Consider the following 13,369-nt stretch of genomic DNA (forward strand, 5'->3'; position numbering starts at 1 on the left):
AACCTCATCGTCTGAATTCGGGGGCGTCGCGGCCCAGGAGATAACGCGCGGGGTCGCGTTCGATGCGGCGGACGAGCTGGTCGAGGTTCTCGACCAGCGCCCGCGTCTCGCGCGCGAGGCGTGTGTATTGCGGCAGCCCTTCGCGGGCGAAGTCGCCGACCGGCGGTGCGGTCGCGCGGACCGCGTCCTGGAACTGGCCGATGGCGACGTTCGCCCGCTCCGCCGTGGAGCGCAGCTCGGACGTGATCACCGGCAGGTCGGCCGAGACCTGGGCCATCGCCTTGTCCAGGCGGCCGAGCGTCGCGCGCAGATCCGCCACGATCGCCTGCACCTCGTCGCCCATGATCCGGTCGGCCGAGGTGAAGGCGCGATCCGCAGCGGCCAGCGCGCGGTCGCCGGTCTCGATCGCCCCGTTGAGCTGAGCGAGCGTCTCGTTCGCCTGGGTGAAGGTCTCGGTGACGGTCGCCAGCGTCGTCGCCGCCGATTCCGAGAGGCCGTCGATCCGTCCCGCGGCCGAGGAAAGGTCGGCACCCACCTCCTCGACGACCCGGGCCGCGGTCTGGGTGGCGCCGCGGATACTCTCCACGATCGCGGGCAGGTCGGTCTCGGCCACCGCCGTGGCGGAGGCGATCACCCGTTCGGCATTGGCCAGCATCGCCCGTGTGTCGGCCACGAGCGCCGTACCCTCGCCTTTGACCAGCGTGTCGAAGCTCTCCGAGGCGCTGTAGAAAGCGTCGAGCGCCTCGGTCATCCGCACGAGCATCGCGTCGGTGGCCGCGATCGTCACCTCGACCTCGGCAAGCCGAGCGGAGGCCACGCCGGCGGTGCCGCGCAGATCCTTCATCATCGCGCGGGCGTCCGCGCCGACGAGATCGACCTGCTCCCTGAGCCGGGCGGTCGTCTCGTTCAGGTCCCCGATCAGCCGAGGCAGGTCCCCGGCGATGAAGGCATTCGTCGTATTGAGCGCCCGCCGGCCGCTTTCGAGCGCCCTTTCCGCGACCGCGAGCGTCTCTTCCGCGCGTACGGCCAGATCGCCGACCCGCTTCAGCGTGCCGTCCGCCGTCTCGAGCGCGGTCGTCGCGGCAGCCGCCATCGGGTCGAGCCGGTCCGCGAAGGACGCGATCTGTTCGCTCGCCGCGGCGACCGTGCCGGTGACGGCCGAGAAGTCCTCCAGGACCTGGCCGAGGTTCTCCGACGAGCCTTCGAGATTGGTGAGAATGGCGGTGATCCGCCCCTGGTTATCGGGGCCGAGGATCTCGCGAAGCTGCCGGGCCACGGCGAGAACCTCCTCCACGATCTCGGGGGCATCCTGGCTGAGGGATTGAAGAACCGATCGTCCCGCCGCGATCCTTGGCACGTCCTCCGCCGTACCCTCCTGAAGCAGGGGCTCGCGGGGATCGCCCGCGCTGAGGCCGACATAGGAAACGCCGGTCACGCCCTGGGACTCGATGGTCGCGATGCTGCCGGTCCGCACCGGCGTCTCGGCCGCCACCTCGATCCGCACGCGGATCTGTCCGCTGCCGTCGGGCGCGAGTGCCACCTCGACCACCTGCCCGACGGGGAAGCCGCTGAACCGGACCTCGGAGGCGTTCGAGAGGCCCGAGACGGTCGGGAAGTCGATGTCGTAATAGGCGAACTGGCGGTCGAGCTCGACACGCGCGAACCACAGGAAGAAGACCAGAAGCCCGAAGAAGCCCGCAAGCGCGAAGGCCCCGATCAGCACATAGTTGGCGCGTGTCTCCATCGGTCAGGCCTGCCCCTCTCTCGGCGTCGTCGATGCCTGCGCGGCGCGGGCCCGCGGGCCGTGGAAGTACTCGCGCACCCAGGGATGATCGACCGCCAGCATCTCGTCCATCGTTCCGGTCACCAGAACCCGCCTTTCCGCCAGGACAGCCACGCGGTCGCAGACCGCGTAGAGCGTATCGAGATCGTGCGTCACCAGAAAGACCGTTAACCCCAGCGTCTTGCTGAGCTTGCGGATGAGCCCGTCGAACGCCGCCGCCCCGATCGGGTCGAGACCGGCGGTGGGCTCGTCGAGAAAGACGATCTCGGGGTCGAGCGCGAGCGCGCGGGCAAGCCCGGCGCGCTTGCGCATGCCGCCCGAAAGCTCGGACGGATACTTGTCGCCGGCGCTCCACGGCAGGCCCGCCATCGAGATCTTGAGACGCGCCAGCGCCTCGCGGACCTCCGGATCGAGACTTTCCACCGCGCGAAGCGGCACCTCGACGTTCTCGCGGACGGTCAGCGACGAGAAGAGCGCGCCGTCCTGGAACATCACGCCGATCCGGTGCCCGAGGGCGCTGAGCTCGTCCTCGCCAGCGTCGAGCACCGAGGTGCCGAGCATCACCACCTTGCCGTCCGCGGGGGCCTGAAGCCCCGTGATGGTGCGCAGGAGCACCGACTTGCCGGTGCCCGAGCCGCCGACGACCCCGAGGATCTCGCCCCGGTAGACGTCGAGGTCGAGATCCTCATGCACGACGTTGCGCCCGAACTGGTTCCTGAGGCCCCGGACCTCGATGACGGTCTCGGCCATCGATCAGATCCCGATTTGCGCGAAGAAGATCGAAAACAGCGCGTCGATCACGATGACCGCGAAGATCGCCGCGACCACCGCGCTCGAGGTCATGCGGCCGAGCGACTCGGCCGTGCCCTTGACGCGCAAGCCCGCCTGGCAGCCGATCACGCCAATGATGATCGCGAAGACCGGCGCCTTCACGAGGCCGACGAAGACGTGGTCGACATCGGTGCCCTCGACCAGCCGCGTGCGGAACATCGCCGGCGAGATGCCAAGCTCGATCCACGACATCAGCGCGCCGCCGACCAGCCCCGAGACATTGGCGATCAAGCCAAGGATCGGCAGCATCAGGACGAGCGCGAGGACCCGTGGCACGATCAGCGCCGCCGCGGGGTCGATCCCGAGCGTGCGCATGGCGTCGATCTCCTCGCGCATCTTCATCGAGCCGATGGCGGCCGTGTAGGCCGAGGCGGTGCGTCCGGCGACGATGATCGCGGTCAGGAGGATGCCGAGCTCGCGCAGGATCGAGATCGCAATGAGGTCGACGACGAAGACCTCGGCCCCGAACTGCCGCAGCTGCGCCGAGCCCTGGAAGGCCAGCACCACGCCGATCAGGAACGCCATCAGCGCCACGATCGGCACCGCGCCGAAACCTGCCGCCTCGCAATGGTGGACGAGCGCGGTCAGCCGGAACTCCCGCAGCCGGACGAGCGACCGGCCGAGCCGGTGCAGGAAAAGGCCAAGCGTTCCCGTGGTCTCGGCGAGCGTGGCGAGCCCTCCGGCCAGCGCACGGCCGAGCGCCTCGAGCATGGCCTTCAGGCGCGGTGGCCGGGCCTCCTCGGGGTCGGGTTCCGGCAGCGCGCCGACAACCGTGTCGATGAGCTGCATCGCCTCGGCCGAGGCGCCGTCGATGACAAGATGCGATCCGGCCGCCTCGACCGCCTTCCGCTTGACCGCGATCACCCAGGCGATGCTGGTATCGATCCAGTCTGTGGCGCTGAGGTCGAGCGTCACGGGCCGTTCGTCCGGCAAGCCGGACAAGTCGGCGCGCACCCGCATGGCGTCGGCGACCCCCAGACGGCCTGCGAGCACCGCCCGCGAGCCGTGTTCGGTGCTTTCGATCCTGATGCTTCCGCCCGGCTCCATCGCCCTTCCCAAACCGCCGCGTACCCGCCGAACAAGCTCCATCGGCCCGGCCGCCCCATGCAACACCAATTAAACGCGACGGGACTTGTCCTGCATCAAACCGGCCTCCGGCACTGGCCGGTGACCAACGGTCCTGTCACTCGGCCTCCGACCCGTTCTCCGTGACGCCGGGGCGGGGCGCATCGGGGATGCTCTCGCGGTTGGCGCGGCGATAGTTGACGAAAGCGTTCGCGCTGAGCACCACGAAGAAGCTTTCCATGTCGATCAGGACAAAGCCACGTTCCAGTACCGCGCGGGCCAACGCCTGGATGTCCTCGGCATAGAGGCGGCGGCGCCCCATCAGATCGCAGACCAGTTTCCGGGCAATCCGGTAGCGCCCCGTCGCCTTGCCGCCAAAGCCGGTGCCGTACATGTCCACAAGCGTGTTGGCCGTATGTTCGGTGCTGTCGAAGGTCACGTCCGATGTCCGCACAACTGCCATGCGACGGTATAAAGGTAAAAAAAGTTTGTCCATAGGCGGAAAAAAATTGCAACCTATCGGCCGACGGATTGCGGAGGATCCGATGGCCGAAGATGCACCGACCACCCCCGCGGGGCAGCAGGACGAGCTTGAAGACCTGCTCAAGCGTGCGGTTGACGCCGGCGATGCCCCGGCGATCACCGGCTTGCTCGAGCCGTTGCCCCTGAGCGACGCACTGCGCGAACTGCTGAACCTCGCGGCCGAGGACCGGGATGCCGTGCTGTCGCTGCTGCCGGCCGAACTCGCCGCCGAGCTGATCGAGGAAGCACCGAACGCGGTAGCGACCGATCTCGTCGAGCGGCTTCCGGCGGCGCGGGCGGCCGAGATCATCGATGAGCTGGACTCGGACGTCCAGGCCGATCTCATCGGCGAACTGGGGCAGGAGGATGCCGACGCGATCCTCGCCGAGATGGACGCCGAGGACGCCGCCGGCGTGCGTCGGCTGGTGGAATACGACGACGATACCGCCGGCGGCCTGATGGTGGCCGAGGTGTTTTCCTTCCCGGACAGCGCGACCGTTGGCGCCGTCCTGCGGGACTTCGTCAGCGGCGACGAGGATTTCGAGCGCTATCGCGGCCAGCACCCCTATGTGATCGACGCCGCGGGCAAGCCGATCGGCGTCGTCTCGCTGCGCGGTCTTCTGACGGCCAAGCGGAGCGCGCCCCTGACCTCGATCATGGTGCCGCCGCTTACGGTCAGGACCGACACGCCCCTGCTCGAACTCCAGGACATATTCGACGAACACCCGTTTCTCGGGCTGCCCGTCGTCGACGCCGAGGCGCGGCTCGTGGGCGCCCTGTCGCGATCGGCCGTCGATGCGGCGGCCTTGGAGAAGGCCGAGGGCGACAGCCTGAAGCTTCAGGGGATCGTGGGCGACGAATTGCGGTCGATGCCGATCGGCATAAGGTCGCGGCGCAGGCTCGCCTGGCTGTCGGCCAACATCGTTCTCAACGTCATCGCGGCGAGCGTCATCGCCGCCTACGAGGAGACCCTCGCCGCGGTGATCGCCATCGCGATCTTCCTGCCGATGGTGTCGGACATGAGCGGATGTTCCGGCAACCAGGCCGTCGGCGTGACGATGCGCGAGCTGGCGCTCGGTCTGGTGCGGCCGGCCGACGCGTTCCGGGTCTGGATCAAGGAGGCCTCGGTCGGCGTCATCAACGGCCTCGCGCTCGGTTGCCTGATCGGGATCGTTGCCTGGATCTGGAAGGGCAATCCCTGGCTCGGCGTGGTGATCGGCCTCGCGCTTGCCTTCAACACTGTGATCGCGGTGTCGATCGGCGGCGTGGTACCGTTGATGCTGAAACGGATCGGCCAGGACCCCGCGGTCGCCAGCGGGCCGCTTCTGACCACGATCACCGATATGGCAGGGTTCTTTCTCGTGCTGAGCCTCGCCAGCCTGATGATGCCATTGCTGGTGCGCTGATGGAAGGAAGCCAGAGCAAGACGCGCCGCAAGCGCAAGGCCCGCGCCGAGCTGGCCGTGATCGGTTGGCGCGAGACGGTGACACTGCCCGATCTCGGCCTGATCGAGATGCATGCCAAGATCGACACCGGCGCTACAACGACGGCGCTCCATGCAAGCCTCATCAGGACCTACGACAGGGACGGCGCGCTCTGGGTCGAGTTCCGGCCGCCGCGGATCGGTCACGAAAGGCCGGACCTGTGCCACGCGCCGGTGCATGACCAGCGCGAGGTCCGGAACACCAGCGGCGTGCCGATCCGTCGGATCATCATCCGCACCACGCTGCAGATTGCCGGCCGGAGCTGGCTGATCGACGTGTCGCTGGCCGACCGGACCGAGATGACCTTCCCGGTCATCATCGGACGCTCGGCGATACGCCGGCACCGCCTGCTCGTGGATTGCGGCCGGTCCTATGTGACGGGCCATCCCGACCAGCCACCTCCCGTGACGCTTCGTGAAAGGAACCGCCCGTGAAGATCGCGATGCTGGCCCGCAATCCCAATCTCTACTCCCACAAACGCCTGAAGGAGGCGGCGGAGGCGCGGGGCCACGTACTCGACATCATCAACACGCTGCGATGCTACATGAACATCGCCTCGCGCCGGCCGGAAATCTACTACAACGGCGAGAAGCTCCCGATATACGATGCGGTCATCCCCCGCATCGGCGCGTCGGTGACCTACTACGGCCTCGCCGTGCTGCGCCAGTTCGAGATGATGGGCGTCTATCCGCTGAACGAAACCGTCGCGATCGGCCGATCGCGTGACAAGCTGCGCTCGATGCAGCTTCTGGCGCGCGACGGCGTCGGCCTGCCGGTCACGACCTTCGCGCATGACCCCAAACAGACCGAGGAAGTGCTGAAGCTCGCCGGTGGCGCGCCACTGGTGATCAAGCTTCTCGAAGGCACCCAGGGCATCGGCGTGGTTCTGGCCGATACCGACCGCTCCGCCAAGTCGGTGATCGAGGCGTTCCGCGGCGCCGGGGTCAACATCCTGGTGCAGGAGTTCATCAAGGAAGCCGGCGGCACCGATATCCGCGCGCTCGTCATCGGCGGCCGGGTCGTGGCGGCGATGAAGCGCACCGGCGCCGAGGGCGAGTTCCGGTCGAACCTGCATCGCGGCGGGTCGGCCGCCGTCGTGAAACTCTCGCCCGAGGAGCGCTCGACGGCGGTGCGCGCGGCCAGGACGATGGGGCTCAACGTCTGTGGCGTCGACATGCTGCGCGCCAATCACGGCTCGGTCGTGATGGAGGTCAACTCCTCTCCGGGGCTCGAAGGGGTGGAGAAGGCGACCGGCATCGACCTCGCGGGGAAGATCATCGAACATCTCGAAAAGAACGCGAAGCTGGGCGCGACGCGGACGAAAGGCAAGGGCTGATGATGTCGAGGGACGGGTTCGAATTCGGCGGCGAGACGATCGCCGCCGGGACAAGGCGGACCGTCGATCTGCCGGTCAGCGTCCTTTCCGATCACACGCCGGTCACGATGTCCGCGCATGTCATTCACGGCCGCAGGACCGGGCCGGTGATGTTCGTCAGCTCCGGCATCCACGGCGACGAGGTGATCGGCGTCGAGATCCTCAGGCGCGTCCTGAGACTGCCCGCGATGAGCGGGCTGCGCGGCACCCTGGTCGCCGTGCCGATCGTCAATACTTTCGGGTTTCTCAACCACTCGCGCTACTTGCCCGACCGCCGCGATCTCAACCGCTGCTTTCCGGGCAGCGCCAGCGGCTCGCTGGCGGCGCGGCTGGCCAACCTCTTCCTGACCGAGGTCGTGTCCCGCTGCGAGTTCGGCATCGACCTCCATTCCGCGGCCATCCATCGGACCAACCTGCCGCAGATCCGGGTCGCGCCCGGCAATCCCCGGACGATGGAACTCGCCGGGGTGTTCGGGGCGCCGGTGATCCTGACGTCGTCGATCCGCGAAGGCTCGCTGCGCGGCGCGGCGCGCGACCGCGATGTCGACATGCTGCTCTACGAGGCGGGCGAGGGTCTGCGGTTCGACGAGGTGGCCGTCCGGGCAGGTGTCGCGGGCATACTGCGGGTGATGCACCATTTGGGAATGCTGCCGGCAAAGGGGGTCACCAAACTCAAGGCAGCGCCGCTTTTCTGCACGTCGAGCAAATGGCTCCGCGCGCCGGCGGGAGGCCTCATCAGGACGTTCCGGGCCGAGGGCGATGTGGTCTGCGCGGGTGAGACGCTGGCGGCCGTCTCCGACCCGTTTGGTGAGCAGGAAGCAATCATGAAGGCGCCGGCGGATGGCATCATCGTGGGCCGGACCGTCCTGCCGGTCGTCAACGAGGGCGATGCGATCTTTCATCTGGCAACGGTCCGGTCGGCCGACGCTGCCGAGGCCGCCATTGAAAACCTGACGGCACAGCTCGAGCAGGAGCAGCTGTTCGATGAGGATGAAATAATCTGAATCTGCGCAAGACGGTGGGCCACGTCGCCGGGCTCCGTGCAAGACCCGACCGACCGAGTTTCAGCCAGCCATCCGATCCGCCCGTTTCACTTCACAGGCTATTAGCCCATCAGCAGAAAGCCCGTGCCCATCATCACGGCATTCCGGGCATAGGCCTGCCGCGCGAAGGACGGGGTGGCGCGCCAGCGCGTCATCACGATCGGGATGACGCCGAGCGCGATGAGCTGGCCGAAGGCGAAGAGCGACACATAGAGTCCGATCTGCTTCATCCCGTCGAGGAAGAAGATCACGCCGAAGAGAGAGACTATATGGTCATGGACCGTCACCATCTGCTTGGCGCCGAGACAGAGGAACGGGATGATCTTCGCCCGGGTGATCTCATGGATGTATCTCTTGTCGCCAGGCGTGACGGAATAGGCGAATGCTGCATCGGCCAGGAGCAGCGTGATGCTGAACGATCTCGGCCACGGCATCAGGCGGGGCGGGACGATGGGTCAGGCTGAAGGCCACCTGAGAGAAAGCAAGCGCGATCGTTTCCGCCGGCATCACCACCGACGGCAACCGAGGAAGCGTCCTGCATCAGTTTCCGAGCCGCATCGTCGATTGCCCGTCCGCTCGAGGCGCCGCATTCGCGCGATCTTGTCTTATCCCCACCCAGGGGATACCGAACCGGTATGCCAGAGCCGCAACCGCACCCAACCCACCCCGACATCGTCAAGCGGCTGAAACGCGCCGACGGGCACCTGCGCCACGTGATCGACATGATCGAGAGCGGCAAGCCCTGCGCCGACATCGCGACGCAGCTGCAGGCGGTGGAGCGCGCGGTCGCGGCCGCCAAGCGGGTGCTGATTCACGACCACATCGACCACTGCCTCGGGCACGGAAGCGAAACCGATCTCGCCGAGATGCGGGCGATGGCCAGGCTTCTGTGAGGGACAGCATGCTCGCCATTCTGGCCAACCGCACCTATCGCCACCTGTTCGCGGCACAGGTCATCGCGCTTGTCGGCACCGGCCTCGCGACGGTGGCGCTCGGGCTGCTCGCCTGGCAGATCGCGGGCGAGGACGCGGGGCTCATCCTTGGCACGGCGCTCGCGATCAAGATGGTGGCCTATGTGACGCTTGCGCCGATCGCTTCGGCCTTCGCCGACCGGGTGCCGCGCCGCGCGATGCTGGTCGCGCTCGACCTGATCCGGGCGACGGTCGCCGTGGCATTGCCCTTCGTCACCGAGGTCTGGCACGTCTATGTGCTGATTTTTCTGCTTCAGGCCGCCTCGGCCGGCTTCACCCCGACCTTCCAGGCGACGATCCCCGATGTCCTGCCCGACGAGGCGGAATACACCCGCGCGCTCTCGCTCTCGCGCCTGGCATATGACCTCGAGAGCGTTGTGTCGCCGATGCTCGCGGCGGCGCTGCTGACGGTCGTCAGCTTCCCGGTCCTCTTCGGCGGGACCGTGATCGGCTTTCTTGCATCGGCGGCGCTGGTCCTGACGGTGACGCTGCCCTCCCCGAAACCGGCGCGGCCGCGCGGCATCTGGGACCGCACGACCCGCGGCATCCGCATCTACCTCGCCACGCCGCGCCTGCGCGGGCTCTTGGCGCTGAACCTCGCGGTCGCGGCGGCGGGCGCCATGGTGGTGGTCAATACCGTCGTCCTCGTCCAGGCGCGGCTCGGCCTCGCCGAGCCGCAGGTGGCGCTGGCGCTGGCGGCCTTCGGCGGCGGCTCGATGGCGGCGGCGCTGATCCTGCCGCGCCTTCTCGAGCGGATAGCCGACCGCCCCGCGATGGTCGCGGGCGCCATCGTCCTGACGCTGGGCACGCTTGCCGGCCCGCTCGCGGGATCGCTGCCGGTGCTGATGGCCCTCTGGTGCGTCATCGGCTTCGGCTACAGCCTGACCCAGACCCCGACGGGGCGGCTTCTGCGGCGCTCCGCGCAGCCCGAGGACCGGCCGGCGATCTTCGCCGCGCAGTTCGCGCTGAGCCACGCCTGCTGGCTTCTGACCTATCCGCTTGCGGGACGTTTCGGCGCCGCATTCGGGCTGGACACCACGTTCCTGCTGATGGCCGCGCTCGCCGCGCTTGGCGTCGTCCTGGCGCTGCGCCTGTGGCCGGCCGCCGAACCCGACGCCGTGCCGCATGCGCATCCCGATCTCCCCGCCGATCATCCGCATCTGAAGGAGCACGGGAAAGAAAGCCACCGGCATTCCTTCGTGATCGACGATCTGCACCCGCGCTGGCCGCGCGGCGGCTGAGACCGGGCGCTGCACCGATGCTGTCACTTGCCGGCCTGTTCCTCGCCGCGTTTCTCGCGGCCACGCTCGTCCCGGCACAGTCCGAGGCGGTTCTGGCCGGCCTTCTCCTGGCCGGCACCCATCCTGCCGGCATTCTGCTGGCCGTGGCGACGGTCGGGAACGTTCTGGGCGCGGTCGTGAACTGGGGAATCGGGAGGTTTCTGGTCCGTTTCGCCGGCCATCCGCGCTTCCCGGTCTCGACGGCACAGCTCGCGCGGGCGCAAGCCTCGTATGGACGCTGGGGCTGGGTGAGCCTGTTCGGAAGCTGGCTGCCTTTGATCGGCGATCCGCTGACGCTCGCCGCAGGCACGATGAAGGAACCGCTCTGGCGCTTCCTGATCGTGGTGACGCTGGCGAAGGGCGGCCGATACCTTGCCCTCGCCGCCGCGACGCTGGTCTGGGTGTGAGCCGCCCGACCATGCCGCGGACGGCGCGAGCGACCGGTCGTTTCGGCGCGATCTGTTTTGGGGGAAACGGTCAAGATGGCATGTCTGATTGACTTGTTGCCTGAGAGCGGCTGCATCGCTCGACTGGAACCAGAGCCGGACTTTCTTTCGGGGCCGGTGCTTCGGCCGGCTCGGTTGTGGCTGGTTTGGCGCCCGTGAGTGGATTGCTTGACTATGTCCCAGGTCAGAACCCAGTGCATCGTCTTTCCGGGTGGATCACCCTCCTAGGAGTTGAAACGCGTGGCGGCCACGGTTTGCTCCTCTGCCTGTGAAAGATGGTTTTCAGGCGCACCTGCACATTCCGCAAGCCGGAACATCGCGGGGATGTGCTGGGTAAGGTGGCTCGCGCGCAATCGCCGGGTGCCTGTAACCGATCCGGCAAGGCGCTGATAAGAGGCGGTTTTTCCAAGAGTGGCGGCCCCGATAGGATTCGAACCTATGACCTACCGCTTAGGAGGCGGTCGCTCTATCCCCTGAGCTACGAGGCCGCACCGATGCAGCGCGCTGCACCGCGGTCGGTTCACCCCGTCAACGCCGGTCAGGTGATCCGCCTCCTTGTCTTTAGTCCGAGTGCCGACGGGCTTCAAGAAAAGTCGACACCGCACGCGCGGGAAGTGGCGCCAGCCACCGGCGGCGCGGCGGTCGTTAGCGCTAATCCCGTGCTGTCGATTGCTTGGACAAGCCCGGAAATTGGCGCTAATCAGAAGTGACGCCAACCATTCTGGAGACGATCCCGTGAGCAGCAACGGACCCGCCGAGTCGCGCCGGACACTGACATTGCGCGATGTGTCCGAGGCCTCGGGCGTCTCCGAAATGACGGTCAGCCGGGTGCTGCGCAATCGCGGCGATGTCTCGGACTCAACGCGCGAGCGTGTGCTCGAGGCCGCCAAACGGCTTGGCTATGTGCCCAACAAGATTGCCGGCGCGCTCGCCTCGCAGCGCGTCAACCTCGTCGCGGTGGTCATCCCATCGCTGTCGAACCTCGTCTTTCCCGAGGTGCTGAGCGGGATCTCCGAGGAGCTCGAGGAAAGCGGCCTGCAGCCGGTCTTCGGCGTCACCAACTATTCGGCCGAGCGCGAGGAGGCGGTGCTCTACGAGATGCTGTCCTGGCGGCCGACCGGGGTGATCATCGCCGGGCTCGAACACAGCGACGCGGCGCGGGCGATGCTGCAGAACGCCGGCATCCCGATCGTCGAGATCATGGATGTCGACGGCACGCCGGTCGACTCGGTCGTCGGCATCTCGCACAAGCGCGCCGGGCTTGAGATGGCGCGCGCGATCATCGGCGCGGGCTACCGCCGGATCGGCTTTCTCGGCACCAAGATGCCGCATGACCACCGCGCGCGGAAGCGGCTCGAAGGCTTCGAGGCGGGGCTGGCGGAGGCCGGGATCGAGCTTGCGGACAGCGAGTTCTACTCGGGCGGCTCGGCGCTCCTGAAGGGGCGCGAGATGACCGAGGCGATCCTGAAGCGCAGCCCGGATCTCGATTTCCTCTACTACTCGAACGACATGATCGGGGCGGGCGGGCTGCTCTACTGCCTCGACAAGGGGATCGACGTGCCGGGCAAGCTCGGGCTGGCCGGGTTCAACGGGGTCGATCTCCTCGACGGGCTGCCGCGCAAGCTCGCCACGATGGATGCCTGCCGGCGCGAGATCGGGCGGCGCGCGGCCCAGATCATCTCGGGCCACAGCGATGCCGGGCTGATCGGCGGCGAGCATGTCGAGTTGACCCCGGTGCTCGAGCCGGGCGACACGATCCGGCAGGGCTGACGGAAACCCGAATTTTCGCCGAAAATTCGCGACCCCCAGTTCAGGTCCTTCGCAGGATGTAGATGTCCATGATCCAGCCATGCCGCGCCCGCGCCTCGGCGCGGGTTTCGACGATCCGCGGCGCCAGTTCGGCGAGCGGACCGGAGCGGATGATCTCCTCGGCCATGCCGACATAGGCGCCCCACCAGATCGTGATACCTTCCGGGTCGATCGACTGGAACGAGCACTCGCCGTCGAGCATGATCGCCAGCGTGTCGGCGCCAGCGGGCCAGCCCTCCTCGCGCAATTTCCGGCCGGTGGTGACGACGAACGGCGCGCCGATCTCGTTGATCGGGATCGCGTGGGACGCGGTCAGCGCCTGCAGCGAGGTGATGCCGGGAATGACCGTGACCTTGAGCGGCACCGCCCGGTCCACCCGTCCGGCGATCCGGAGCGTGCTGTCGTAAAGCGAGGGATCGCCCCAGACCAGCAGCGCCACCCGGCCCGTATCGCCGATTTCGGCCTGAATAGTGTCTGTCCAGACCTTGGCGATGGCGTCGTGCCAGTCGTCGACCCCGGCGCGGTAGTCGGGGTTCTCCGCGTCGCGCTTCGGCAGGTCGAACGCAACCACCCGCGCCGCGCTGCCCCCCAGTACCTCGTCGCAGATCGCCTGCCTGAGCTCCGCGAGATCGGCCTTGTTCGCGCCCTTCCTCGGGATCAGCACCAGATCGGCCGAGCGCAACGCCTTCTCGGCCTGACGAGTCACGTGGTCGGGATTGCCGGTGCCGATGCCGATGAGAAGAAGCTCGATCATATCCCG

Annotated in this window: 14 protein-coding genes and 1 tRNA gene; 8 read left to right on the forward strand and 7 right to left on the reverse strand. The window is 67.6% G+C overall.

The window, feature by feature from the left end:
- Window positions 1-4 precede the first annotated feature (4 nt).
- The 4 genes from R5H32_RS07900 to R5H32_RS07915 all read right to left on the reverse strand — a co-directional run bounded on the left by R5H32_RS07900 (window position 5) and on the right by R5H32_RS07915 (window position 4,142).
- On the reverse strand, window positions 5-1,744 hold the full coding sequence (locus R5H32_RS07900) for an MlaD family protein (protein ID WP_318338139.1): 1,740 nt from the start codon (window positions 1,742-1,744) through the stop codon (window positions 5-7).
- Between the two features lie 3 nt (window positions 1,745-1,747).
- Entirely contained in the window at window positions 1,748-2,533 is a 786-nt protein-coding gene (locus R5H32_RS07905) for an ABC transporter ATP-binding protein (protein WP_318338140.1), read from the reverse strand.
- A gap of 3 nt (window positions 2,534-2,536) precedes the next feature.
- Window positions 2,537-3,703, reverse strand: coding sequence for an ABC transporter permease (locus R5H32_RS07910; protein ID WP_318338141.1), 1,167 nt, complete (start codon window positions 3,701-3,703; stop codon window positions 2,537-2,539).
- Between the two features lie 94 nt (window positions 3,704-3,797).
- Window positions 3,798-4,142, reverse strand: a complete 345-nt coding sequence (locus R5H32_RS07915; protein ID WP_318338142.1) for a hypothetical protein — start codon at window positions 4,140-4,142, stop codon at window positions 3,798-3,800.
- Between the two features lie 82 nt (window positions 4,143-4,224).
- Between R5H32_RS07915 and mgtE the strand changes: the two genes are divergently transcribed.
- Genes mgtE through R5H32_RS07935 form a run of 4 tightly spaced genes read left to right on the forward strand, consistent with a single transcriptional unit; the run spans window position 4,225 to window position 8,064 of the window.
- Window positions 4,225-5,607, forward strand: a complete 1,383-nt coding sequence (gene mgtE, locus R5H32_RS07920) for a magnesium transporter (RefSeq protein WP_318338143.1) — start codon at window positions 4,225-4,227, stop codon at window positions 5,605-5,607.
- Window positions 5,607-6,119 (forward strand): ATP-dependent zinc protease, encoded by a 513-nt coding sequence (locus R5H32_RS07925; RefSeq protein WP_318338144.1) that lies wholly within the window; start codon window positions 5,607-5,609, stop codon window positions 6,117-6,119. The genes mgtE and R5H32_RS07925 overlap by 1 nt, the downstream gene beginning before the upstream one ends.
- Window positions 6,116-7,021 carry a 30S ribosomal protein S6--L-glutamate ligase gene (gene rimK, locus R5H32_RS07930; RefSeq protein WP_318338145.1) on the forward strand — a complete coding sequence of 302 codons (906 nt, stop codon included), beginning with the start codon at window positions 6,116-6,118 and terminating at the stop codon, window positions 7,019-7,021. The genes R5H32_RS07925 and rimK overlap by 4 nt, the downstream gene beginning before the upstream one ends.
- Window positions 7,021-8,064: a succinylglutamate desuccinylase/aspartoacylase family protein gene (locus R5H32_RS07935; protein ID WP_412099001.1), complete on the forward strand. Its 1,044-nt coding sequence runs from the start codon at window positions 7,021-7,023 to the stop codon at window positions 8,062-8,064. The genes rimK and R5H32_RS07935 overlap by 1 nt, the downstream gene beginning before the upstream one ends.
- Before the next feature lie 101 nt (window positions 8,065-8,165).
- Here R5H32_RS07935 and R5H32_RS07940 read toward each other — a convergent pair whose 3' ends face one another.
- Complete coding sequence (locus tag R5H32_RS07940) at window positions 8,166-8,537, reverse strand: HupE/UreJ family protein (RefSeq protein WP_318338146.1); 372 nt, start codon at window positions 8,535-8,537, stop codon at window positions 8,166-8,168.
- A gap of 201 nt (window positions 8,538-8,738) precedes the next feature.
- Between R5H32_RS07940 and R5H32_RS07945 the strand changes: the two genes are divergently transcribed.
- From R5H32_RS07945 to R5H32_RS07955, 3 genes are read left to right on the forward strand one after another with little or no spacing between them, the layout of a single operon-like run.
- Entirely contained in the window at window positions 8,739-8,996 is a 258-nt protein-coding gene (locus tag R5H32_RS07945) for a metal-sensing transcriptional repressor (RefSeq protein WP_318338147.1), read from the forward strand.
- Window positions 8,997-9,004: 8 nt separating this feature from the next.
- On the forward strand, window positions 9,005-10,315 hold the full coding sequence (locus R5H32_RS07950) for an MFS transporter (protein ID WP_318338148.1): 1,311 nt from the start codon (window positions 9,005-9,007) through the stop codon (window positions 10,313-10,315).
- A 17-nt stretch (window positions 10,316-10,332) separates the two neighbouring features.
- Complete coding sequence (locus R5H32_RS07955) at window positions 10,333-10,761, forward strand: YqaA family protein (RefSeq protein ID WP_318338149.1); 429 nt, start codon at window positions 10,333-10,335, stop codon at window positions 10,759-10,761.
- Window positions 10,762-11,212: 451 nt separating this feature from the next.
- On the opposite strand, the gene R5H32_RS07960 is transcribed toward R5H32_RS07955, so the two are convergent.
- A tRNA-Arg gene (locus R5H32_RS07960) sits at window positions 11,213-11,288 on the reverse strand.
- Between the two features lie 247 nt (window positions 11,289-11,535).
- Here R5H32_RS07960 and R5H32_RS07965 point away from each other — a divergent pair.
- On the forward strand, window positions 11,536-12,570 hold the full coding sequence (locus R5H32_RS07965) for a LacI family DNA-binding transcriptional regulator (RefSeq protein WP_318338150.1): 1,035 nt from the start codon (window positions 11,536-11,538) through the stop codon (window positions 12,568-12,570).
- 40 nt (window positions 12,571-12,610) lie between these two features.
- On the opposite strand, the gene cobF is transcribed toward R5H32_RS07965, so the two are convergent.
- Complete coding sequence (cobF, locus tag R5H32_RS07970; protein ID WP_318338151.1) at window positions 12,611-13,363, reverse strand: precorrin-6A synthase (deacetylating); 753 nt, start codon at window positions 13,361-13,363, stop codon at window positions 12,611-12,613.
- Window positions 13,364-13,369 lie beyond the last annotated feature (6 nt).

The sequence above is a fragment of the Defluviimonas sp. D31 genome (assembly GCF_033436765.1).
In the GTDB taxonomy this organism is placed as follows: domain Bacteria; phylum Pseudomonadota; class Alphaproteobacteria; order Rhodobacterales; family Rhodobacteraceae; genus Albidovulum.

Coding starts and splice junctions, on each gene's coding strand:
- mgtE (WP_318338143.1), top strand. CDS start 4,225: ATGGCCGAAGATGCACCGACCACCCCCGCGGGGCAGCAGGACGAGCTT.
- R5H32_RS07900 (WP_318338139.1), bottom strand. CDS start 1,744: ATGGAGACACGCGCCAACTATGTGCTGATCGGGGCCTTCGCGCTTGCG.
- R5H32_RS07940 (WP_318338146.1), bottom strand. CDS start 8,537: ATGCCGTGGCCGAGATCGTTCAGCATCACGCTGCTCCTGGCCGATGCA.
- R5H32_RS07935 (WP_412099001.1), top strand. CDS start 7,021: ATGATGTCGAGGGACGGGTTCGAATTCGGCGGCGAGACGATCGCCGCC.
- R5H32_RS07910 (WP_318338141.1), bottom strand. CDS start 3,703: ATGGAGCTTGTTCGGCGGGTACGCGGCGGTTTGGGAAGGGCGATGGAG.
- cobF (WP_318338151.1), bottom strand. CDS start 13,363: ATGATCGAGCTTCTTCTCATCGGCATCGGCACCGGCAATCCCGACCAC.
- R5H32_RS07945 (WP_318338147.1), top strand. CDS start 8,739: ATGCCAGAGCCGCAACCGCACCCAACCCACCCCGACATCGTCAAGCGG.
- R5H32_RS07925 (WP_318338144.1), top strand. CDS start 5,607: ATGGAAGGAAGCCAGAGCAAGACGCGCCGCAAGCGCAAGGCCCGCGCC.
- R5H32_RS07905 (WP_318338140.1), bottom strand. CDS start 2,533: ATGGCCGAGACCGTCATCGAGGTCCGGGGCCTCAGGAACCAGTTCGGG.
- R5H32_RS07955 (WP_318338149.1), top strand. CDS start 10,333: ATGCTGTCACTTGCCGGCCTGTTCCTCGCCGCGTTTCTCGCGGCCACG.
- R5H32_RS07915 (WP_318338142.1), bottom strand. CDS start 4,142: ATGGCAGTTGTGCGGACATCGGACGTGACCTTCGACAGCACCGAACAT.
- R5H32_RS07950 (WP_318338148.1), top strand. CDS start 9,005: ATGCTCGCCATTCTGGCCAACCGCACCTATCGCCACCTGTTCGCGGCA.